Origin of the sequence: Stenotrophomonas sp. GbtcB23 (assembly GCF_019091045.1) — a bacterium.
GTDB classification, from domain to species: domain Bacteria; phylum Pseudomonadota; class Gammaproteobacteria; order Xanthomonadales; family Xanthomonadaceae; genus Stenotrophomonas; species Stenotrophomonas rhizophila_A.
The window spans coordinates 1-20,488 of record NZ_JAGXKC010000007.1 but is presented as its reverse complement, the minus strand read 5'-3'; the positions used below and the strand labels follow the sequence as shown (position 1 = coordinate 20,488).

The window sequence follows — 20,488 nt, the reverse complement described above, 5'->3', positions numbered from 1 at the left end:
TCCAACCGCCATCAGGCGCAGCCCCATGAACACCCCCGAACATGACCGAAGTCACGCCACACGGTAAACTCCCGGCGTGAACACTCCTACCTATACCGCCCAGCAACTCGCCGAGCAGTTTGGCCTGCAGGTCCATGGTGATGGCAGCACCGCCATCCATGGCGTGGCCACGCTCGCCCATGCCGGCCCTGGCCAGCTGACCTTCCTGGCCAACCCGCGCTACCGCGCCCAGCTGGCCGACAGCCAGGCCGGGATCGTGGTGCTGCGCGCCGACGACGCCGAAGCCGCGCCCGGTACCGCGCTGATCGCCAAGGATCCCTACACCACCTTCGCCAAGATCGGCGCGCTGTTCGACATCGCCCCGACCCGGCCGCCGGGCATCCACCCCAGCGCCGTCATCGATCCCGAGGCCCAGGTCGCCGCCAGCGCCCACATCGGCCCGTTCGTCACCATCGGCGCGCGCAGCGTGATCGGCGAGAACTGCATCATCGGCGCCGGCAGCATCATCGGCGAAGACTGCAGCCTAGACAGCGGCTGCGAACTGATCGCCCGCGTCACCCTGGTCACCCGCGTCCGCATCGGCAAACGCGTGCGCATCCATCCCGGTGCCGTGCTCGGCGCCGATGGCTTCGGCCTGGCGATGGACGCCGGCAGCTGGATCAAAGTGCCCCAGCTGGGGGGCGTGCGCATCGGCGACGACTGCGAGATCGGCGCCAATACCTGCGTCGACCGCGGCGCCCTCGAAGATACCGTGCTCGACAACGACGTGCGCCTGGACAACCTCGTCCAGATCGCCCACAACGTCCGGATCGGCGCCCACTCGGCCATCGCCGGCTGCACCGGCATTGCCGGCAGCGCCAAGATCGGCCGTTACTGCCTGCTCGGCGGCGCCGTCGGCGTCGTCGGCCACCTCGAGATCTGCGACAAGGTGGTGATCACCGGCAAGTCCGTGGTGCGCAACTCCATTACCGAACCGGGCGAATACTCGTCCGGGACCCCGTTGACCGACAACCGCACGTGGCGCAAGAACGCCGCGCGCTTCAAGCAGCTCGATGCCCTGGCCCGTCGCATCCTGTCTGTGAGCAAGGAGAAGGAATGAGCCACGAACAGAAGCTGCCGGACATCACCCAGATCCAGGCGTTGATCCCGCACCGTTATCCCTTCCTGCTGGTCGACAAGGTCGTCGCGATCGATTACGAGAAGCGCACCATCGTTGCCACCAAGAACGTCAGCATCAACGAACCGTTCTTCCAGGGCCACTTCCCCAGCCAGCCGATCATGCCCGGCGTGCTGATCATCGAAGCCATGGCCCAGGCCGGCGGCGTGCTGACCCAGCTCACCCTGGGCCGCGATGCGCAGTCCAAGCTGTTCTACATGGTCAAGGTGGACAAGGCCCGCTTCAGCAAGCAGGTGGTGCCCGGCGACGTGCTGGAAATGCATGTCGAGATCAAGCGCGTGATCCGCAACATGGCGGTGTACGACTGCGTGGCCAAGGTCGACGGCGAGATCGTCGCCTGCGCCGAAGTACTCTGCGCCGGCACCCGCGAATGAACGGGCCGCTCATCCACCCCACCGCGGTCATCGACCCGTCGGCGAAACTGGCGGCGGATGTACGTATCGGTGCGTTCTGCCTGATCGGTGCCGATGTCGAGATCGGCGAAGGCACCGAAGTCGGCCCGCACTGCTCGATCCACGGCCCGACCCGGATCGGCCGCAACAACCGTTTCATCGGCCACGTTGCCGTGGGCGGCGAACCGCAGGACAAGAAGTACGCCGGCGAGCGCACCGAACTGGTGATCGGCGATGACAACGTGTTCCGCGAGTTCGTCACCCTCAACCGCGGTACCGGCGGCGGCGGTGGCGTCACCACCATCGGCAACGGCAACTGGATGCTGGCCTACACGCACGTGGCGCACGACTGCCACGTCGGCAACCAGTGCGTGTTCTCCAACAACACCACCCTGGCCGGCCACGTGACCGTGGGCGACTACGTGATCATCAGCGGTTTCGCCGGGGCCCACCAGTTCTGCAGGATCGGTGCGCACGCCTTCCTGGGCATGGGTGCACTGACCAATGGCGACGTGCCACCGTTCACCATGGTCGGCAGCGATTCGCTGGGCCGCCCGCGCGGCATCAACAGCGAGGGCCTCAAGCGCCGCGGCTTCGATGCCGAGCGCATCGCCAGCATCAAGCGCGCCTACCGCACGTTGTACGTGGCCGGCCTGCCGCTGGCCGAAGCCAAGGTGCAGCTGGCCGAACAGGCCACGCACAGCGCCGACGTCAAGGACATGCTGGACTTCATCGAGCACGCCGAGAGGCCCCTGCTGCGATGACGGCGCCGGGCTCTTCGCGACCGCTGCGGGTTGCGCTGGTTGCCGGTGAAGCCTCCGGCGACCTCCTCGGCGCCGGCCTGGTGCGCGAACTGCAGCAGCGGTTCCCGGACGCCGAGTTCGCTGGGATTGGCGGCGATGCGATGCGCAGCGCCGGCTGCCTGACCTGGTTCGATGCCAGTGAGCTGGCGGTGATGGGCCTGACCGAAATCCTGCGCCACCTGCCGCGCCTGCTGAAGCTGCGCAGTGAGTTCCGTGCGCGGGTGCTGGAGTGGCAGCCGGACGTGTTCATCGGCATCGACGCCCCGGACTTCAACCTGGGCGTGGAGCGCTGGCTGAAAGAGCGCGGCATCACCACGGTGCACTACGTCAGCCCGTCGGTCTGGGCGTGGCGCGAAAAGCGTGCGGAGAAGATCGGTGCCAGCGCCGACCTGGTGCTGTGCCTGTTCCCGATGGAACCGCCCATCTACGCCCGCCATGGCATCGACGCGCGCTTCGTCGGCCACCCGATGGCCGATGACATTCCGCTGCACAGCGACCGCGAAGCGGCCCGCGTGGCCCTGGGCCTGCCGGTCAACGCCAAGGTTCTGGCTGTGCTGCCGGGCAGCCGGCTGGGCGAGATCAGCAAGCTGGGCGGTGCGTTCTTCGAAGCGGCCTGGCAGGTGTCCGAACGCATTCCTGGCCTGCACGTGGTGGTGCCGGCAGCCAACTCGGCCTGCCGTGCACTGATCCAGGAGCAGCTGTCGCGCTCGGCGCTGCCGGTGGCCTACTCGCACCTGCTGGACGGCCAGGCGCGCACGGCGATGATCGCGGCCGACGTAGTGGTACTCGCCTCGGGCACGGCCACGCTGGAAACGATGCTGGTGAAGCGGCCGATGGTGGTGGGTTACCGCGTGGCGGAGCTGACCTACCGGATCGTGAAGGCGCTCGGCCTGATCAAGGTGGACCGCTTCGCGCTGCCGAACATCCTGGCCGGCAAGGACCTGGCGCCGGAGCTGATCCAGCACGACTGCGTGCCGGACAAGCTGGCCGAGGCGATCATGCAGTGGTTCGATCAGCCGCAACGCGCCATCGAGATCCAGGACACGTACGAAAAGCTGCACCTGCAGTTGCGCCAGGACGCGTCGGCGCGCGCGGCCGACGCGGTGGCGGAACTGCTGGCACGCAAGCCACGCGGGAACGCGCCGGCATGAGCCGCCGCCACGCTGCGGCGGCCTCGCTGGCGCTGTTCGATGGGGCGGCGCTGGCGACGGTCGCGCCGCGCTATGTGGCGGGGGTGGACGAAGCCGGTCGCGGGCCGCTGGCCGGCCCGGTGGCGGTAGCGGCGGTGGTGTTCTGCCCGGACCGCCCGCGTCTGAACGGGCTGGACGATTCCAAGCAGCTCACGGCGATCCGCCGCGACCAGCTGTTCGACAGGATCCAGCAGCGTGCGCTGGCCTTCCACGTGGTGATGGTGGACGTGACGGAGATCGACACGCTCAACATCTACCAGGCGACGATGCTGGGCATGCGCCGGGCGGTCGAGGCGGTCGCGCACGTGGCGCAGTTCGCGCGCATCGACGGCAACGTGGTGCCCAAGGGCTTGCCCTGCCCCGCGCAGGCGCTGGTCGGAGGCGACGCGCTCGACCGCGCGATCATGGCGGCCTCGATCCTGGCCAAGGTCAGCCGCGACCGCTACATGCTCCAGCTGCACGAGCAGCACCCCGAATACGGTTTCGACCAGCACAAGGGCTACGGCACCCCGGCCCACCTGGCCGCCCTGCGCACCCACGGCCCCTGCCCCCACCATCGCCGCAGCTTCGCGCCCGTGCGTGATTGCCTGGACAGCGCGTTGGCTGCTGCTGTCTGACGCAACAGCCAAAGCCAAAGCCAAAGCGGCACGTCGGAGTTCGTCTGGCTTGGGCGGCGTCGGTGGGTTTGCGGGGGACGCCGTGAACCCATCCATGGGGGCTTGGTCGCCGCATCCATGCGGCTCACACCCCCGCAAACCCACCGCCGCCGCCCTTTGACAGTTGGCTGGTGCCCAACGGAGATCAAAAGCCCGGCCTTTGCTCCTGCTCTTCCGTGCGAGCCGACCTTCCGTTGGGGCGGCCTTAACCTAACGCCCTGTCAAGCCTTGTTCGGGCTGCCCCGCGCGGCTACCCTGACCGGGCATTACATTGGCCCGGCATGTCCACTTCCCGTTTCGTACATCTGCACGTCCACACCGAGTTTTCGCTGGCGGATTCGACCATCCGTGTCCCGGCGAAACCGGATCAGGCTGACCCGAAAAAGGCCAAGCAGGCCAACCTGCTCAGCCGCGCCGTCGAACTGAACCTGCCCGCGTTGGCAGTGACCGACCTGAACAACCTGTTCGCGCTGGTGAAGTTCTACAAGGCCGCTGAAACGGTCGGCATCAAGCCGATCGCCGGTGCCGACATCATGATCGCCGAAGAGGGCATGACCCCCTGGCGCATGACCCTGCTCTGCCGCGACCGCGAAGGCTATCTCAGCCTGTCGCGCCTGCTCACGCGTGCCTGGATGGAAGGCCACCGCCCTGAAGGCGGCGTGGCGGTGCACCCCGACTGGCTCAAGGGCGGTTGCCACAACCTGTTTGCCCTGGCTGGCCGCGACAGCCTGGCCGGGCGTCTGGCCGGCGAAGGCCGGCATGACCTGGCCGAGCAGCAGCTCGCCGACTGGCAGCGCGTGTTCGGCGACGGCCTGCATCTGGAGCTGACCCGTACCGGTCGCGAAGGCGAAGAAGCGTTCAACCAGTTTGCCCTGGTGGCCGCCGGCCAGCGTGGCCTGCCCGTGGTGGCCAGCAACGACGTGCGCTTCCTGCGCCCGGACGATTTCAGCGCGCACGAAGCCCGCGTGTGCATTTCCTCCGGCCGCGTGCTGGACGATCCCAAGCGCCCGCGCGATTACAGCGACCAGCAGTACCTGAAATCGCCCGAAGAGATGTGCGCGCTGTTCGCCGACATCCCCGATGCGATCGACAACACGCTGGCGCTGGCCGAACGCTGCAACATCGAAATGCGGCTGGGCACCTACTTCCTGCCCAACTACCCGGTGCCGGAAAACGAAACGCTGGACAGCTGGATCTGCAGCGAATCGCGCAAGGGCCTGGAAGCCCGCCTGGAAAAGAATCCGCTGGCCGAAGGCAAAACCCGCGAGGACTATTTCGAGCGGCTGGAATTCGAGCTGGCCACCATCATCAAGATGGGGTTCCCCGGCTACTTCCTGATCGTGGCCGACTTCATCCAGTGGGGTAAGAACCAGGGTATTCCGATCGGCCCCGGCCGTGGTTCCGGTGCCGGTTCGCTGGTGGCCTGGGCACTGCAGATCACCGATCTGGATCCGATTCCGTACAACCTGCTGTTCGAGCGGTTCCTCAACCCCGAACGCGTGTCGATGCCCGACTTCGACATCGACTTCTGCATGGACCGCCGCGACGAAGTCATCGACTACGTCGCGCGCAAGTACGGCCGCGAACGCGTCAGCCAGATCATCACCTACGGCACCATGGCCGCCAAGGCCGTGGTGCGCGATTCCGGGCGCGTGCTCGGTTTCCCGTATGGCCTGGTCGACGGGGTGTCCAAGCTGATTCCCAACATCCTGGGCATTTCGCTCAAGGATGCGATGGGCGAAGGCAAGGATTCGGAAATGGCATCGCCGGAGCTGATCCAGCGCTACCAGAACGAAGACGACGTGCGCGACCTGATCGACCTGGCGCGCCAGCTCGAAGACCTTACCCGCAACGCCGGCAAGCATGCCGGCGGCGTGGTGATCGCGCCGGAACCGCTGGCCGAATTCTGCCCGCTGTTCGCCGAACACGATGAAGGCGGCCGTGGCCGCAACCCGGTCACCCAGTTCGACAAGAACGACGTCGAAGAAATCGGCCTGGTGAAGTTCGACTTCCTCGGCCTGCGCACGCTGACGATCATCGACTGGGCGGTCAAGGCGATCAACAAGCGCCATGCCCGCGCCGGCATTCCGCCGATCGACATCACCGCGCTGCCGCTGGACGATGCGCCCACCTACAAGGACATCTTCGCCAACGGCAACACCGGCGCGGTCTTCCAGTTCGAATCCTCGGGCATGCGCCGCCTGCTGAAGGACGCGCGCCCCGACCGCTTCGAAGACCTCATCGCGCTGGTGTCGCTGTATCGCCCCGGCCCGATGGACCTGATTCCCTCCTTCAACGCGCGTAAGCACGGCCAGGAAGAGATCATCTACCCCGATCCGCGTACCGAAGCGATCCTGAAAGACACCTACGGCATCATGGTGTACCAGGAGCAGGTGATGCAGATGGCGCAGATCGTCGGCGGTTACTCGCTCGGCGGCGCCGACCTGCTGCGCCGCGCGATGGGCAAGAAGGTGCCGGCCGAAATGGCCAAGCACCGCGAGATCTTCCGCGAAGGTGCGGCCAAGGGCGGCGTGGACGGCCCCAAGGCCGACGAAATCTTCGACCTGATGGAGAAGTTCGCCGGCTACGGTTTCAACAAATCGCACGCTGCCGCCTACGCGCTGGTCAGCTACCAGACCGCCTGGCTCAAACGCCATTACCCGGCCGAGTTCATGGCGGCCACGCTGTCCTCGGACATGGACAACACCGACAAGGTGGTGGGCTTCCTGGCCGAAGTGCGCAACCTCGGCCTGACCGTGCTGCCGCCGCGCGTGAACGAGTCGGCGTACATGTTCGAAGCCTCCAGCGCCGACACCATCCAGTATGGCCTGGGCGCCATCAAGGGCGTGGGCCAGGGGGCCTGCGAAGCAGTGGTTGACGAGCGCCTGGCCAAGGGCCGCTACGCCTCGCTGCTGGATTTCTGCATGCGCATCGAATCGGGCAAGCTCAACCGGCGCACGCTTGAAGCGATGATCAACTGCGGCGCACTCGATGGCCTCGGCAAGAACCGCGCTTCGCTGATGCTGCAGCTGCCTGAAGTGCTCAAGGCCACCGACCAGATGTCGCGCGAGAAGGCCTCCGGCCAGAACTCGCTGTTCGGCGCGCCCGACCCGGTCAGCACCGCGCTGCAGCTGGACCTGCCTGAAGCCAAGGAATGGGGGCTGGGCCAACTGCTGGACGGCGAACGCGAAACGCTGGGGTTCTACCTCAGTGGCCATCCGTTCGACCCGCATGCCGACGACGTCAAGGAACTGGTCGGCACCGACCTGGGCATGCTGGAAAAACTGATTCCCCCTGCCCGGCCCAGCAAGGATGGCGAAAAGCGCGCCTGGCGCCAGGAAACCCCGGTGATCCTGGCCGGCCTGGTGGTCGGCGTGCGCCGCAAGGGCGAAAGCCAGGTGTTCATGCAGCTTGAAGACGGGAAGGGCCGGGTCGAATGCAGCGCGTTCACCGATGGCCTGGCCGAGTTCGGCCACCTGATGACCAAGGACCGCATCCTGGTGGTCAAGGGCGGCCTGCGCGAGGACGAGTTCAATGGCGGCTATGCCCTGCGCATCCGCCAGTGCTGGGACTTCGAGGAAATCTGCGCCAATTACGCCACCCGCCTGTCGCTGCGCCTGGACCTGCGCCAGGGCGACCCGGTCTGGGCGCGGGTGAACGGCCTGCTCGACCGCCACCGTCCCGGCCGCACCCCCCTGCGCCTGGACCTGCTGCTGGGCACCGAGCAGGGCCCGGTAGCCGGCATGCTGGACGTAGCCGGCGACACTGCCGTGCGCGTGGACAGCCAGCTGGTGGACGCCCTGCGGGCCGACCCGGCGGTCCGGACGCTGAAAGTCCGGTACAGCCCGCCATGGGCCAACTAGCCCCTGACCAGACGACGGCGTACGGGGCATTTAGACGCATTCGGCTACACTTTCCCTCTTTTCTTCACGACGGCTTCCGATGAATCCGAACTACCTCGACTTCGAGCAACCCATCGCTGATCTGGAGGCAAAGATCCAGGAGCTGCGCAGCGCAAGCGCCGGCCCGGCGGTCAATGTCGAGGCCGAAGTGCGCACCCTGCAGGACAAGCTGCGGCTGCGTACCGCGCAGATCTTCCGCAACCTGACCTCGTGGCAGGTGCTGCAGCTGGCCCGCCATCCTTCGCGCCCTTACACCGCCGACTACATCCGCATCTTCTGCGATGAGTTCCAGGAACTGGCCGGCGACCGCGCCTTCGCCGACGACAAGGCCATCATGGGTGGCCTGGCCCGAATCGGCGGCCGTTCGGTGATGCTGATCGGCCACCAGAAGGGCCGCGACACCAAGGAAAAGATCAAGCGCAACTTCGGCATGCCCAAGCCGGAGGGCTACCGCAAGGCGCTGCGCCTGATGAAGATGGCCGAGCGCTTCGGCCTGCCGGTGCTGACCCTGATCGACACCGCCGGTGCCTGGCCGGGCATCGATGCCGAATCGCGTGGCCAGTCCGAAGCGATCGCGCGCAACCTGATGGAAATGGCCGAACTGAAGGTGCCGGTGATCTGCACCGTGATCGGCGAAGGCGGCTCCGGCGGCGCGCTGGCGCTGGGCGTGGGCGACCGCACCGTGATGCTGGAATACAGCGTGTATTCCACCATCAGCCCGGAAGGCTGCGCCTCGATCCTGTGGAAGGATGCGGGCAAGGCCAAGGATGCCGCCGAACAGCTGGGCCTGACCGCGCCGCGCCTGAAGAGCCTGGGCCTGGTCGACAAGGTCGTGCGCGAGCCGACCGGCGGCGCGCACCGCAACCCGAACCAGATGGCCAAGCGCCTGAAGGCCGTGCTGCTCAACGAGCTGGACGCGCTGGAGAAGCTGTCCACCGAAGACCTGCTGCAGAAGCGTTACGAGCGCCTGCGCAGCTACGGCGCCTACGAAACGGCCTGATCGGCCGCTGCGGTTGCGGCAAGAAAAACCGGGCCATGCGCCCGGTTTTTTTGTGCGTTTCGGCATTGCGCTGGACACGCATGGCGTGTCCCTACGCCGGCGTGCGATCGCGTAGTGACACGCCATGCGTGTCAACGCGACCCCAAACCGCTCAGAACGGCTTGGCCAACACCAGCCAGACCACGCCGATGAACAGCACCAGCGGCAATTCATTGAACCAGCGCAGCGCGCGCGACGACGGCAGCACCTTGCCCTTCACCGCGCCCTTCAGCAGCCGCCCGGTCCACGAGTAGTACACCAGCAGCAGCACCACCAGCCCCAGTTTGGCGTGCAGCCAACCCGCCGCACCGGGCGCGACCATGGTGGGGAAGTCCGGAATCACCCGGTAGCCCAACCACAGCACCAGCCCCAGGATCAGCGCGAAGCCGAACATCATGTGGCCGAACTTGTACAGGCGCAGGCCCATCAGCTGCAGGCGCTCCACGACGGGCAGCTGCCCGGCGGTCTCACTCAGGTTCACCAGGATCCGCGGCAGGTAGAACACCGCCGCCATCCACGCCACCACGAACAGCAGGTGGAAGGTCTTGACCCAGTAGTAGGACTGCATGCGCTTGCTCCGGCGGCTGGCTTGGGATGTCGTTCATTCTGGCCGATTCACGCGGGCTGCGCATGCGCGGCAGATTGACGCAGCGGGCTCGGCTACCATGTGCACCCACCCCGTCCTCGATCCCTGTCCCCGCATGCAGAAGACCTACGACCAGGCCTACTTCCAGCGCTGGTACCAGCCCGACCAGACCGGCGGCGCGGCGCGCCTGGCGCGCAAGGTCGCACTGGCCGTCGCCAGTGCCGAGTACTACCTGGAGCGCCCGATCCGCAGCGTGCTGGACATCGGCGCCGGTGAAGGCGCCTGGCGCGCGCCGCTGCTCAAGCTGCGCCCGCGCGTGCAGTACATGGGCTTCGACAGCAGCGACTATGCGGTGCAGCGCTACGGCCGCAGCCGCAACCTGCACCCGGCCCGGGTTGGCGATTTCGCCTGGCTGCGCCCGTGCGCGCCGGTGGACCTGCTGGTCTGTTCGGACGTGATGCACTACGTGCCCACCCGCGAGCTGCGCCCCGCCCTGGCCGGTTTCGCCGAGCTCACCGGTGGCGTGGCGTTCCTGGAGGCGTTCACCGCCGAGGACGAGTTCGAAGGTGACCATGAAGGATTCCAGGCCCGCCCGGCGGCCTGGTACCGCCGCCAGCTGACGGCCGAAGGCTTCACCGCGCTCGGCTCGCACTGCTGGCTGTCGCCCGCACTGGCGGGCCACGCCGCCGCCCTGGAACGCAGTGGCCGTTGATCTCACGGCCGGTTGCGACGGATCCGCCTATTAAGGCGTTCCCGACCCGGGTGAGGTATGCTGCGCGGCAACATAAGACCATACATATTCGGACGTCATGCTCTATCAGCTGCATGAATTGACCCGCAACCTGCTCGCCCCGTGGGTGCACCAGGCCCAGGCCAACGCCAAGTTCTTCGCCAACCAGGGCCACTGGTGGTCGCAGATGCCCGGTGCCGACCGCCTGTCCGCGGTGAACGAGCTGTTCCATCGCATCGGCAAGGATTACGAGAAGCCCGAGTGGGGCATCAACGAAATCGAGGTCGACGGCGAGCGCGTGCCGATCGTGGTGCACGAAGAAGTCGTCAAGCCGTTCTGCAAGCTGCTGCGCTTCAAGCGCCACAGCAACGAAGCCGACCAGCTCAACACCATGCTCAACCAGCCGTTCGTGCTGGTGGTGGCGCCGCTGTCGGGCCACCACGCCACGCTGCTGCGCGACACCGTGCGCACCCTGCTGCGCGACCACCGCGTGTACGTCACCGACTGGGTCGACGCGCGCATGGTGCCCGGCAGCGAAGGCGAGTTCAGCCTGGACGATTACATCGCCTACGTGCAGGAATTCATCCGCCACCTCGGTGCCGAGAAACTGCACGTGGTCAGCGTGTGCCAGCCGACCGTACCGGTGCTGGCCGCCGTTTCGCTGATGGCCAGCCGTGGCGAAACCACGCCGCGTTCGCTGGTGATGATGGGCGGCCCGATCGATGCGCGCTGCAGCCCGACCGCGGTGAACAACCTGGCCACCCAGAACCCGCTGTCGTGGTTCGAGAACAACGTGATCCACACCGTGCCGCCGGGTTATCCGGGCGCCGGTCGCCGCGTGTATCCGGGCTTCCTGCAGCACGCCGGGTTCCTGTCGATGAACCCGAGCCGGCACTTCAGTTCGCATTGGGATTTCTATGCCGACCTGGTCAAGGGCGACATGGAAGATGCCGATGCGCACCGCCGCTTCTACGACGAATACAACGCAGTGCTGGACATGCCGGCGCGCTACTACCTGGATACCATCCGCGTGGTGTTCCAGGAATTCCTGCTGCCGCGCGGCGAGTGGTATGTGCAGGGTGAGCTTGTGGATCCCGGTGCGATCACCGGCACCGCGCTGCTGAGCATCGAAGGCGAGCTGGACGACATCGCCGGCCTGGGCCAGACCGAAGCGGCGCAGGAACTGTGCACCGGTATCCCGGCCGCGCGCCGTGAGCACTTCGTGGTCGAGGGCGCCGGCCACTACGGCATCTTCAGCGGCCGCCGCTGGCGCGAAACCGTGTACCCCAAGGTGCGCGATTTCTTCGCCGCCAATGCGCAGGCTGCGGCGAAGCCGAAGAAGGCGGCCAAGACCGCCAGCAACGTCACCCCGATCCGCAAGAAGGCGGGGTGACGAGCGGTTGCGCCGACGGTTGTCGGCGCTTCGATCCGGATCATGAACGTCTGACGGGCGGTTTCGATTGGGGCTGAACGCCGGTCGGATCACCGTGGCCTGATCTCGACGACTTCGGATGCTTGCGCCGCGCTGCGCGCGGTGTCCGGCCAACGGCCGGACCTACGAATTGCTACGGGCCCATCCGGATCATGGTCAATCAACCAAGGGCTCCGGATGCCTGGCGGTAGCGCCGGCCGTTGGCCGGCCGTCGGTAGACTTAGAGGCGTACAAGCAGGTGTTTCGCCATCTGTCCGTGCAGGTGGCCGATGAAGCGGGCCAGGTGCATGGTGCAGAACAGGATCACCACGCCCAGTACCGCCAGCGCCGGGGTGGCCCACAGCGGCAGCACGACAAGTTCGCTTTCGAAGTACAGGCTCGGGGCGCCCAGCGCGAACATCGAGGCCACCGGCGCCCAGATGAAGACCAGCGCCACCGTCAGCAGCGTGACCGCGATGGTGAAGTAGATGATGCCCAGCGGCAGCATCAGCATGAAGTACAGCATCGTCAGCCAGGTACGCCCATCGGTGAACATGTCGCCGATACGCTGCAGCCAGCTGCGGCTGCGGTCGGCGTAACGCGGCCGGCGCGGCATACGCTCGCCCAGCAGCGCTTCGATCAGCCGCCCTTCCAGCAGCGCCAGGCCGCGCACCGAACCGAAGAAGAGCACCGTCATTGGAATGCCGATGATCAGCACGATCAGGCCGAGCGACATCGACAAGCCGGTGATCACCCAGGTGAAGAAGAAGATGCCGGTGGCCAGCGACAGCAGCATGTAGAACAGCGCGCCGTAGGTCCGCGGTTCCAGTGCCACGCCGAAGAAGCGTGCCAGCGCCGAGCGGTGCGGCGGCGGAACACGGTCGGTCGGCGGTGCATCGCCGCCGGCTGCGGCCGCTGCGGCGGCACCACCCGGCGCCACCTGCGCCGGCACTACCCGGGCGATCGGCCGCACGCTGGCGCTCGGGGTGCGCAGCGCGCGGTTCACGGTGATTTCGGTTTCGCGGTAGATCTCGGCCACTTCCTCCGGCGCACCGTAGCTGCCGGCGACGTCGGCGATCACCTCCGCCTCGCTGCGGCCCGGCTGGGCGGCCAGTTCCGAACGCAGGTATTCCTCGGCGTCGTACAGCGCGTCCTGCACCATCGCCGGATCGGCGTCGTGCAGCGCGGCGCGCAGTTGTGCCAGGTATTCCCCGATGGTGGTCGGCAGGCCCCCGCCCGCCCTGTTCTGTTCGTTCATTGCAGTACCCCTTCCAGCACGGAATCAACGGAATCTCGGGTGGCACGCCAGGCCTGGCTCCACAACGCCAGCACCTCGCGGCCGCGTTCATTGATGCGGTAGTAGCGCCGCGGTGGCCCGGCCACCGACGGTTCGATCTGGCTTTCCAGCAGCCCGGCCCCTTCGAGGTTGCGCAGCACCGGGTACAGCGCGCTCTGCTTGCCGCTCAGCACGCCCTCGCCGGTCCGTTCCAGTTCCTTGGCGATCAGGTAGCCGTACAGCGGCTCCCCGGCCTTGGCCAGCACCGCCAGCAGGGCCAGCGACACGGTGCCGGCACTGAGCTCCTTCTGGAACTTCTTCAGGTGGACCTCGTGGTCGCTCATGACGATCTCCAGCTAGCGTGGAGTCAACACTAGTGCGAAGTCAGCTATAGCGAACGTGCCGTTAGTCACCCTGCCGGGGGACAGGGTGGGCTGGCGGCCGGAGCCGGGCTTCGCGCAGAATCGGGGATCGTTCATCCCGGGGTCCACCATGTCGCCACGCCGTCCCGCCCTGCTTGCGCTTGCCCTTTCCTGCCTGCTGCCCGGCCTGGCCACCGCGGCCACGCCGTACCGCAGCGCCCAGCAGATCCTGGATGCCTCACCCGCGAGCGACTGGCGCACCCCGGATCCGACCAACCTGCTGGTGATGAAGCTGGATGCCGGTGAGGTCCTGATCGAGCTGGCCCCGGACTTCGCGCCGCAGCACGTGGCCAACATCCAGACCCTGGCCCGTGAGCATTTCTGGGATGGCGAAAGCATCTACCGGGCGCAGGACAACTTCGTGGTGCAGTTCGGCGATGCCGATGCCGATGACGCGGCCAAGGCCAAGCCGCTGGGCTCGGCCAAGCGCAAGCTGCCGGCGGAGTTCCAGCGCGACAGCAAGGGGTTGAAGGTCAGCGTGCTGCCCGATCGCGACGGCTGGGCCGACCAGACCGGCTTCGTCGACGGCTTCGCGGTGGGCCAGGACCGGCAGGATGGCAAGACCTGGCTGGCGCACTGCTACGGCGCGCTGGGTGCCGGCCGCAACAACGACGAAGACAGCAGCATCGGCGCCGAGCTGTATGTGGTCACTGGCCAGTCGCCGCGCCAGCTGGACCGTAACATCACCGTGGTCGGCCGGGTGCTCAAGGGCATGGAGCTGCTCAGCGCACTGCCGCGCGGACCGGCACCGATGGGCTTCTACGCCGACCCGGCGCAGCGCACCGCAATCCGCTCGATCCAGCGGGTGAGCGACCTGCCGGAAGCGCAGCGACCGACGCTGCAGGTGCTGCGCACCGATTCAAAGACCTTCGCCGATACGGTCGAAGCGCGCCGCAACCGCGTGGATGACTTCTACAAACGCGCCGCCGGGCATATCGACCTGTGCAACATCCCCGTGCCCGTGCGGTAAGGGATGCCGCGTCGCGTCAACGTTTCTGGCTGGCGGCGACGCTGCCGAGGATCAACGCGCCGGCGACCACCATCGCCCAGGTCACCGGCTCGCCCAGGAACAGCCAGGCAAACAGCGCGCCGAACATCGGCACCAGGTAGGTCACGGTGGAGGCGCGCGCCGGGCCAATCCGCGCGATGAGGCGGTAGAACATCAGGAATGCAAAGCCGGTGCAGACCACGCCCAGCGCGACCGCGCACGCCCACGACACGGCGGGAATCGGCGCGTCCGGCCAGTGGGTCAGCGCCATCGGCAGCATCAGCAGCGCCGCGCTGCCCAGCGTGGCGCCGGCCGACGCCGCTGGCGGCAGGCCGGTCATGTGGCGCTTGACCAGGTTCACGCCCAGGCCGTACAGCAGCGCAGCCAGCGAACCGGCAATCACCGCCGCGCCGATGCTCAGCCCGGACACCTTGGCGGTGGCCAGCACCACCACGCCGCCGAAGCCGACCAGCAGCGCAATCGCGCGGCGCATGCCGATCTTCTCGCCGAAGAACAGGAACGCAATCAGCGCGGCAAACAGCACGGTCATCGCGTTGCAGATCGCGCCGATCGCGGCCGGTGCGCGCTGCGCGGCCCAGGCGAACAGCACGAACGGAATGGCGGAGTTGATCAGGCCGATCGGCACCAGCCACAACCAGCGCCGGGCCGGGAACTGCGCGCGCGCCTGCCAGAGGAACGGCAGCAGCACCAGCGCGCCCAGCAGCAGCCGCACTTCGACCAGCGCATAGGGCCCGAACGACGGCACCGCCACGCGCATGAACAGGAACGAGCAGCCCCAGATCGCGCCGAGCACGGTCAGCTCCAGCGGAGTGCGCCAGTCGCGCTCGATCGCCCCCGCACTCACCGGCGCGCCGCTCACGGGCGGCTCCCGGCACGGCAGGAACTGGCAGCGACGGCAGCGGGGACGGGCAGCAACATGGCGCGGGCTCCAGGGATCAGACACGCAGCATCTACCTGCCGCGGGGCCTCGACAAGCGCGTAGTATCCCTGCAAGCCACAAATATGATTTGGGTCTCGCCATGATCCTGCGCCCTGCCCTGCTGCCCGCGCTGGGGGTGTTCGCGGTCGCCGCGCGCCACCAGAATTTCGCCCATGCCGCCGAGGAGCTGCACCTCACCGCCAGCGCGGTCAGCCACCACGTGCGGCGGCTGGAAGCACTGCTGGGCACGGTGCTGTTCCAGCGCCATGCCCGTGGCGTGCGCCTGACCGCCGAAGGCCGCCAGCTGGCTGACGCCGCCGCCGCCGCCCTGAGCGACATCAACGCCGTGGCCGGCAACCTGCACCCGCAGGCCGATGTGGTGCCGCTGCGGATCACCACCCTGCGCTCGCTGTCGTACTGCTGGCTGGTGCCGCGCCTGCCGCGTTTCACTCGCCTGCATCCGCGCATGCGCATCGAGCTGCAGACCAGCAGCGAACTGGTCCGCTTCGACGAGAACGGTCCGGAACTGGGCATCCGTTACGGACTGGGCCAGTGGCCGGGCCTGGCCGCCCACCACCTGATGGACGACGAGCTGTGCCCGGTGGCGTCACCGGCCCTGCCGGGGGTGTCGGCGCTGCGTGAGCCCGCGCAGATCGCCACGCTGCCGCTGGTCAGCGACATGTCGCCGCAGGGCTGGCGCGACTGGTTCCGGGCCGCCGGCGTGCGCGGCCTGGACCTGACCGCGCAGCACATCTTCAGCGACAGCACCGATGCCATGCGCGCGGCGGTGTATGGCATCGGCGCGGTGCTGGCGCGCAAGCACATCGCTCAGCCGTACCTGCAGCGCTATGAACTGGTGCGCCTGCCCGGGCCGGCGCTGAAGGCGCGCTATGCGTATTACATCGTGCACGCCGAACACCGGCCACTCAGCCCGACGGCGGTGGCGTTCATGGACTGGCTCAAGCGCGAAGCCCAGGATGAACGTACGCCGGTGCCGGCGTTGCCGGATGAATTGTTGAACCGCCCTCACGATCAAACGCCTCACGACCACCGGCCGTGAGCTACCCGCGGGTGAATGTCGCCCGACCGCCGGCCGGGCAACATTCACCCGCTTTTGCCCGGCGCATCGCTACGGTGGAATCCCCACTCCCACGAGACCTTCCCATGGCCATGCTGCGACTCAGGATCACCGGTACCGAAGACGATGCGCGCGCCATCAGCGACCTGCTTCAGAGCATCGAAGGCATCGAGCACGTCGAGGAAACCGACGACCTGATGCCGCACATGGACGATGACGATTCCAGCTCGGCCGGCCTGTCCGATGACATCGGGCCGGGCACGCATGAGCTGGAAGTCGAGGTCGGCAATGAAAGCACCGCGCAGAAGGTGCGCGATGCCGTGCAGGAGCTGGCGCTGGAACTGGACGTGTTCGTCGAGTACGAAACCGACGAGGGCTGACGTGGCGACCCACCGGTAGGTATGCACCGTTGGTGCATACGCGTTACGGCATGGACGAAGCCCGACGGCGCCGACGCCACAGTTTCAGCCCAACCCATCCCAGCAGCCACAGCACCAGCGTCACCGGCAGCAGCGCGGCCACCGCGCGGATCACGAAGGCCACGCTGCTGGTGACGGTCGCGCCGAAGTCGCCCAGCGCCTCGCCGATCTCGCTGCGGCTGCGCTGGCCAGCAGGCGTCTGGAAGCGCAGCGTGAGCAGTTGGGTGTCGATCCGCCGCCGCTGGTTGGCGGCGTCCTTGTTGGCCTGCTCCAGCCCTGCCTCGATTTCGGACAGGCGCTGGGTGATGACAAGCAGGTCGGCGACCTTGATCCCCGTGTCGTCCTGGTAGGCGAGCAGGCGTTCGTGTTCCTTCTGCAGGCGGGCCTTGGTCAGCGCGGTGTCCGCGACCTGCTGGGCGAGGTCTTCGGCTTGGGTGTTGCGCGAGGCGACGTCGCCGCCCTGCCCGGCCAGCCCGATCAACGGCTCCACGCCCTTGGGCGCGATCCGTACCCGGATCGAGCCGGACGGATACTCGCCGCCCTGCTGGCCGACCTGCAGCACGGCGCAATCGCCGAACCTGCTGGACTGGCAGGCCTCGCTGATCTGCTTCACCCGCGGCCCGATCTGCGCGGCATCGAGCTGGATGTCCACCTCGTGCTCATACGCCAGGGCCGCACCTTCCGGCGAGGCCACCGCACCGGCCGCGCCGGCATTGGCCATTTCCGCGTGCTGCTTGCCACTGCATCCGGCAAGCGCCATCAGCAGCATCCCTGCCCAGGCGCCGCTGCGCCACATCGTCCCTGTCGTCACACGCTGGCTCCATCGTAGAAATTGATCTTCAGCCCACCCAGTTCCAGCCCGGGCAGGCAGCGCACATTCACTGCCACCATCGCCTGGCCGCTGCCCGGGTCCACGCCCTCGCTGAACGGGGCAATGCCGCACTCACGGCAGTAATGATGCTGCAGGTGGTGCTTGTTGAACTGGTAGGTGGCCAGCTGCGCAGGGTCCGTGTTCAGGCTCAACGCCGTGCGCGGGCCGAACCACAGCAGACCACCGCGCCGCCGGCACAGCGAGCAGTTGCAGTCCACCACTTCGGTGATGGGGGCCTCGGCCTGGACCACGAACGCAATCTGCCCGCAATGGCAGCTTCCTTCGTACTGCATGGCACACCTCCCGGCGGGAAAGGCCCATGGTAATCCAATGGCACGGGCGGTCGCCCGTCGGCAGCGCCTATGCTGGGCGATTGTCCACAGCACAGGATCGCCGATGCGCCAGCATCTTCTTGCCCTTGCCCTGATCGCCGCCCTGGGTGGCTGCCAGCAGGCCGACGCCCCCACCGCCCCGGCCGGTACCGCGGCCACCGCCCCGGCCGCCGATGCGGCCGTGGATGCCGCCTTCGCCGACCTGTCCAAGCGTGCCCTGGACACCTGGATGCAGCTGTCGCCGATCAGCGCCACCCAGATCGGCGATCACCGTTACGACAGCGAGATCGACGATCTGAGCGCGGCCGGCCAGCAGAAGATGCTGACCGCCTACAAGGGCCTGCTCGGCGAACTGGACAAGGTCGAGGTGGGCAAGCTCTCGCGCGAAAACCAGGTGGATGCGGCCATCCTGCGCAACCAGCTGCAGTCCGAAATCTGGAACGCCGAAGTGCTGCAGGCGTCCAAATGGGATCCGCAGATCTACAACGGCACCGCTGGCAGCGCGCTGTACGGCCTGATGGCGCGTGAGTTCGCGCCGCTGCCCGACCGCCTGAAGTCGGCCACCGCACGGATGGAGAAGCTGCCGCAGATCTTCGCCCAGGCCCGCGAGAACCTGGACCCGGCCCGCGTGCCGAAGATCCATGCCGAAACGGTGTCCAAGCAGAACAAGGGCATCCTGAGCATCGTCGATACCTTCATCACGCCCCACATCGGTGAACTGCCGGCCGAAGATGGCAAGCGCCTGCAGGCCGCCATCGACGGCCTGAAGAAGGCGGTGGACGAACAGCAGACGTGGCTGGACAAGACGCTGGTGCCGAACGCCAAGGGCGATTTCCGCATCGGTGCCGAGCTGTACGACCAGAAGCTGAAGTTCGCGCTGAACTCGTCGCTGTCGCGCGCCGAGATCGGCGAACGCGCGCGCGCCGAACTCAAGCGCGTGCGCCAGGACATGTACGGCATCGCGCAGACGGTGCTGAACGGCAAGCCGGGCGCCCCGGCGCTGCCAGCCAATCCGAGCGACGAACAGCAGCAGGCGGCGATCGAAGCGGCGCTGGAGCTGGCCTACGCCGACAAGCCGGCGCGCGACAAGGTGGTCGACGATGCCAAGGCAGCGCTGGCGCAGTCCACCGAGTTCGTGCGCAAGCATGACCTGATGACCCTGCCCGACGCGCCGGTGGACATCATTTTGATGCCCGAATTCCAGCGCGGCGTGGCCGTGGCCTACTGCGATTCGCCGGGTCCGCTGGACAAGAACCTGAAGACCTTCTACGCGGTGTCGCCGATTCCGGACGACTGGACCGACAAGCAGGTCGATTCGTTCCTGCGCGAATACAACAGCCGCATGATCCACCTGCTGAGCATCCACGAAGGCACGCCGGGCCACTACCTGGAAGGCTGGCATTCGGGCAAGTTCCCGTCGACGCTGCGTGCGGTGCTGCGCTCGGGCCTGTTCGCCGAAGGCTGGGCGGTGTACACCGAGCGGATGATGCAGGAGCAGGGTTACCTGGACAACGATCCGCTGTTCCACCTGGTGCAGCTGAAGTTCTACCTGCGCACGATCTCCAACGCGATCCTGGACCAGGGCGTGCACGTGGACAACTGGACGCGCGAGCAGGCGATGCAGCTGATGACCCACGATGCGTTCCAGCAGGAAAGCGAAGCATCGGGCAAGTGGGTGCGCGCGCAGCTGACCTCGGCGCAGCTGCCGACCTACTTCGTCGGCGCGCAGGAGCATTTCGACACGCGCAAGGCGATGCAGGAAAAGCAGGGCGACAAGTTCAACCTGAAGGCCTACCACGACCAGATGCTGTCCTACGGCGCCCCGCCGGTGCGCTTCGCACGCCAGCTGATGCTGGACCAGCCGATCGAGTGAACCAACGGTAGGTGCCGACCGTTGGTCGGTACACGACGTCGAACGGCCCGGTGAATTCCGGGCCGTTTGTTTTTGTAGAGCAGCGTTTCGGTTGTTACGTGCTCGGGAGGCCGGCGGGCAGCCCCCTACGGGACACGCCGCAAGTACGTCCTTGTAGGTTTGGCAAAAACATCCATGTTTTTGACAGTCCCTACGGGGGTTACCCGCCGGCCTCCCCTCAAGCATTGCGCGTGGCGGAACGGAGAGCAGCGACGCGTGGCGTCGCTCTACGGGTTTCGATCATTTTCATGCGTCATCGGATGTTTCATTCGTCCCGGCAGTCGTTTGGGAACCGACCCTATGTATGGACTCGCCCCCATCGTCAAGCTGCTTTTAGGCCCGGGAACCGGCTGCATCTATGTAT

19 protein-coding genes are annotated in these 20,488 nt (G+C 67.1%); 13 read left to right on the top strand and 6 right to left on the bottom strand.

The window, feature by feature from the left end:
* The first annotated feature begins 76 nt into the window (after positions 1 to 76).
* The 7 genes from lpxD to KVS69_RS04630 all read left to right on the top strand — a co-directional run bounded on the left by lpxD (position 77) and on the right by KVS69_RS04630 (position 9,120).
* A complete protein-coding gene (lpxD, locus tag KVS69_RS04660) occupies positions 77 to 1,099 on the top strand; it encodes a UDP-3-O-(3-hydroxymyristoyl)glucosamine N-acyltransferase (RefSeq protein ID WP_217537299.1) in 1,023 nt (340 codons plus the stop codon).
* Positions 1,096 to 1,551, top strand: coding sequence for a 3-hydroxyacyl-ACP dehydratase FabZ (gene fabZ / locus KVS69_RS04655; RefSeq protein WP_068850460.1), 456 nt, complete (start codon positions 1,096 to 1,098; stop codon positions 1,549 to 1,551). Before lpxD ends, fabZ begins: the two co-directional genes overlap by 4 nt.
* Positions 1,548 to 2,333, top strand: a complete 786-nt coding sequence (lpxA, locus tag KVS69_RS04650) for an acyl-ACP--UDP-N-acetylglucosamine O-acyltransferase (protein WP_093533164.1) — start codon at positions 1,548 to 1,550, stop codon at positions 2,331 to 2,333. The genes fabZ and lpxA overlap by 4 nt, the downstream gene beginning before the upstream one ends.
* Positions 2,330 to 3,523, top strand: a complete 1,194-nt coding sequence (gene lpxB, locus KVS69_RS04645; RefSeq protein WP_217537296.1) for a lipid-A-disaccharide synthase — start codon at positions 2,330 to 2,332, stop codon at positions 3,521 to 3,523. The genes lpxA and lpxB overlap by 4 nt, the downstream gene beginning before the upstream one ends.
* On the top strand, positions 3,520 to 4,179 hold the full coding sequence (locus KVS69_RS04640; RefSeq protein ID WP_210131479.1) for a ribonuclease HII: 660 nt from the start codon (positions 3,520 to 3,522) through the stop codon (positions 4,177 to 4,179). The genes lpxB and KVS69_RS04640 overlap by 4 nt, the downstream gene beginning before the upstream one ends.
* 320 nt (positions 4,180 to 4,499) lie before the next feature.
* Positions 4,500 to 8,081, top strand: a complete 3,582-nt coding sequence (dnaE, locus tag KVS69_RS04635) for a DNA polymerase III subunit alpha (RefSeq protein WP_068850448.1) — start codon at positions 4,500 to 4,502, stop codon at positions 8,079 to 8,081.
* 79 nt (positions 8,082 to 8,160) lie between these two features.
* Positions 8,161 to 9,120 (top strand): acetyl-CoA carboxylase carboxyltransferase subunit alpha, encoded by a 960-nt coding sequence (locus tag KVS69_RS04630; RefSeq protein WP_068850446.1) that lies wholly within the window; start codon positions 8,161 to 8,163, stop codon positions 9,118 to 9,120.
* A 151-nt stretch (positions 9,121 to 9,271) separates the two neighbouring features.
* Here KVS69_RS04630 and KVS69_RS04625 read toward each other — a convergent pair whose 3' ends face one another.
* Positions 9,272 to 9,727 (bottom strand): CopD family protein, encoded by a 456-nt coding sequence (locus KVS69_RS04625; protein ID WP_093533162.1) that lies wholly within the window; start codon positions 9,725 to 9,727, stop codon positions 9,272 to 9,274.
* Positions 9,728 to 9,860: 133 nt separating this feature from the next.
* Here KVS69_RS04625 and KVS69_RS04620 point away from each other — a divergent pair, with 133 nt between their 5' ends.
* Both KVS69_RS04620 and phaZ read left to right on the top strand, forming a co-directional pair.
* Positions 9,861 to 10,457 carry a class I SAM-dependent methyltransferase gene (locus tag KVS69_RS04620; protein WP_068850442.1) on the top strand — a complete coding sequence of 199 codons (597 nt, stop codon included), beginning with the start codon at positions 9,861 to 9,863 and terminating at the stop codon, positions 10,455 to 10,457.
* 97 nt (positions 10,458 to 10,554) lie between these two features.
* Positions 10,555 to 11,868: a polyhydroxyalkanoate depolymerase gene (gene phaZ, locus KVS69_RS04615; protein WP_217537294.1), complete on the top strand. Its 1,314-nt coding sequence runs from the start codon at positions 10,555 to 10,557 to the stop codon at positions 11,866 to 11,868.
* Positions 11,869 to 12,127: 259 nt separating this feature from the next.
* Here the strand turns inward: phaZ and KVS69_RS04610 are convergent, their stop codons facing one another.
* Both KVS69_RS04610 and KVS69_RS04605 read right to left on the bottom strand, forming a co-directional pair.
* Positions 12,128 to 13,144, bottom strand: a complete 1,017-nt coding sequence (locus KVS69_RS04610; RefSeq protein WP_217537291.1) for a sensor domain-containing protein — start codon at positions 13,142 to 13,144, stop codon at positions 12,128 to 12,130.
* Entirely contained in the window at positions 13,141 to 13,506 is a 366-nt protein-coding gene (locus KVS69_RS04605; protein ID WP_068850434.1) for a PadR family transcriptional regulator, read from the bottom strand. Before KVS69_RS04605 ends, KVS69_RS04610 begins: the two co-directional genes overlap by 4 nt.
* 148 nt (positions 13,507 to 13,654) lie before the next feature.
* Here KVS69_RS04605 and KVS69_RS04600 point away from each other — a divergent pair, with 148 nt between their 5' ends.
* Positions 13,655 to 14,554 carry a peptidylprolyl isomerase gene (locus KVS69_RS04600; protein WP_217537288.1) on the top strand — a complete coding sequence of 300 codons (900 nt, stop codon included), beginning with the start codon at positions 13,655 to 13,657 and terminating at the stop codon, positions 14,552 to 14,554.
* A gap of 16 nt (positions 14,555 to 14,570) precedes the next feature.
* Here the strand turns inward: KVS69_RS04600 and KVS69_RS04595 are convergent, their stop codons facing one another.
* Positions 14,571 to 15,452, bottom strand: a complete 882-nt coding sequence (locus tag KVS69_RS04595; protein ID WP_217537285.1) for a DMT family transporter — start codon at positions 15,450 to 15,452, stop codon at positions 14,571 to 14,573.
* A gap of 160 nt (positions 15,453 to 15,612) precedes the next feature.
* Here KVS69_RS04595 and KVS69_RS04590 point away from each other — a divergent pair, with 160 nt between their 5' ends.
* Together KVS69_RS04590 and KVS69_RS04585 are read left to right on the top strand one after the other, a co-directional pair.
* Entirely contained in the window at positions 15,613 to 16,572 is a 960-nt protein-coding gene (locus KVS69_RS04590) for a LysR substrate-binding domain-containing protein (protein ID WP_217537282.1), read from the top strand.
* Between the two features lie 104 nt (positions 16,573 to 16,676).
* Complete coding sequence (locus KVS69_RS04585) at positions 16,677 to 16,970, top strand: hypothetical protein (RefSeq protein WP_093533157.1); 294 nt, start codon at positions 16,677 to 16,679, stop codon at positions 16,968 to 16,970.
* Positions 16,971 to 17,013: 43 nt separating this feature from the next.
* Here KVS69_RS04585 and KVS69_RS04580 read toward each other — a convergent pair whose 3' ends face one another.
* Positions 17,014 to 17,778 (bottom strand): DUF4349 domain-containing protein, encoded by a 765-nt coding sequence (locus KVS69_RS04580; RefSeq protein WP_217537371.1) that lies wholly within the window; start codon positions 17,776 to 17,778, stop codon positions 17,014 to 17,016.
* 38 nt (positions 17,779 to 17,816) lie between these two features.
* Entirely contained in the window at positions 17,817 to 18,173 is a 357-nt protein-coding gene (locus tag KVS69_RS04575; RefSeq protein WP_217537279.1) for a GFA family protein, read from the bottom strand.
* Positions 18,174 to 18,276: 103 nt separating this feature from the next.
* On the opposite strand from KVS69_RS04575, the gene KVS69_RS04570 reads away from it, so the two are divergent.
* Positions 18,277 to 20,085 (top strand): DUF885 domain-containing protein, encoded by a 1,809-nt coding sequence (locus KVS69_RS04570; RefSeq protein WP_095363345.1) that lies wholly within the window; start codon positions 18,277 to 18,279, stop codon positions 20,083 to 20,085.
* Positions 20,086 to 20,488: the final 403 nt, after the last annotated feature.

Excerpts from the sequence above, each read along its gene's own strand:
- fabZ (WP_068850460.1), top strand. The coding sequence starts at position 1,096 with ATGAGCCACGAACAGAAGCTGCCGGACATCACCCAGATCCAGGCGTTG.
- lpxA (WP_093533164.1), top strand. The coding sequence starts at position 1,548 with ATGAACGGGCCGCTCATCCACCCCACCGCGGTCATCGACCCGTCGGCG.
- lpxB (WP_217537296.1), top strand. The coding sequence starts at position 2,330 with ATGACGGCGCCGGGCTCTTCGCGACCGCTGCGGGTTGCGCTGGTTGCC.
- KVS69_RS04640 (WP_210131479.1), top strand. The coding sequence starts at position 3,520 with ATGAGCCGCCGCCACGCTGCGGCGGCCTCGCTGGCGCTGTTCGATGGG.
- dnaE (WP_068850448.1), top strand. The coding sequence starts at position 4,500 with ATGTCCACTTCCCGTTTCGTACATCTGCACGTCCACACCGAGTTTTCG.
- KVS69_RS04630 (WP_068850446.1), top strand. The coding sequence starts at position 8,161 with ATGAATCCGAACTACCTCGACTTCGAGCAACCCATCGCTGATCTGGAG.
- KVS69_RS04625 (WP_093533162.1), bottom strand. The coding sequence starts at position 9,727 with ATGCAGTCCTACTACTGGGTCAAGACCTTCCACCTGCTGTTCGTGGTG.
- KVS69_RS04620 (WP_068850442.1), top strand. The coding sequence starts at position 9,861 with ATGCAGAAGACCTACGACCAGGCCTACTTCCAGCGCTGGTACCAGCCC.
- phaZ (WP_217537294.1), top strand. The coding sequence starts at position 10,555 with ATGCTCTATCAGCTGCATGAATTGACCCGCAACCTGCTCGCCCCGTGG.
- KVS69_RS04610 (WP_217537291.1), bottom strand. The coding sequence starts at position 13,144 with ATGAACGAACAGAACAGGGCGGGCGGGGGCCTGCCGACCACCATCGGG.
- KVS69_RS04605 (WP_068850434.1), bottom strand. The coding sequence starts at position 13,506 with ATGAGCGACCACGAGGTCCACCTGAAGAAGTTCCAGAAGGAGCTCAGT.
- KVS69_RS04600 (WP_217537288.1), top strand. The coding sequence starts at position 13,655 with ATGTCGCCACGCCGTCCCGCCCTGCTTGCGCTTGCCCTTTCCTGCCTG.
- KVS69_RS04590 (WP_217537282.1), top strand. The coding sequence starts at position 15,613 with ATGATCCTGCGCCCTGCCCTGCTGCCCGCGCTGGGGGTGTTCGCGGTC.
- KVS69_RS04585 (WP_093533157.1), top strand. The coding sequence starts at position 16,677 with ATGGCCATGCTGCGACTCAGGATCACCGGTACCGAAGACGATGCGCGC.
- KVS69_RS04580 (WP_217537371.1), bottom strand. The coding sequence starts at position 17,778 with ATGCTGCTGATGGCGCTTGCCGGATGCAGTGGCAAGCAGCACGCGGAA.
- KVS69_RS04575 (WP_217537279.1), bottom strand. The coding sequence starts at position 18,173 with ATGCAGTACGAAGGAAGCTGCCATTGCGGGCAGATTGCGTTCGTGGTC.
- KVS69_RS04570 (WP_095363345.1), top strand. The coding sequence starts at position 18,277 with ATGCGCCAGCATCTTCTTGCCCTTGCCCTGATCGCCGCCCTGGGTGGC.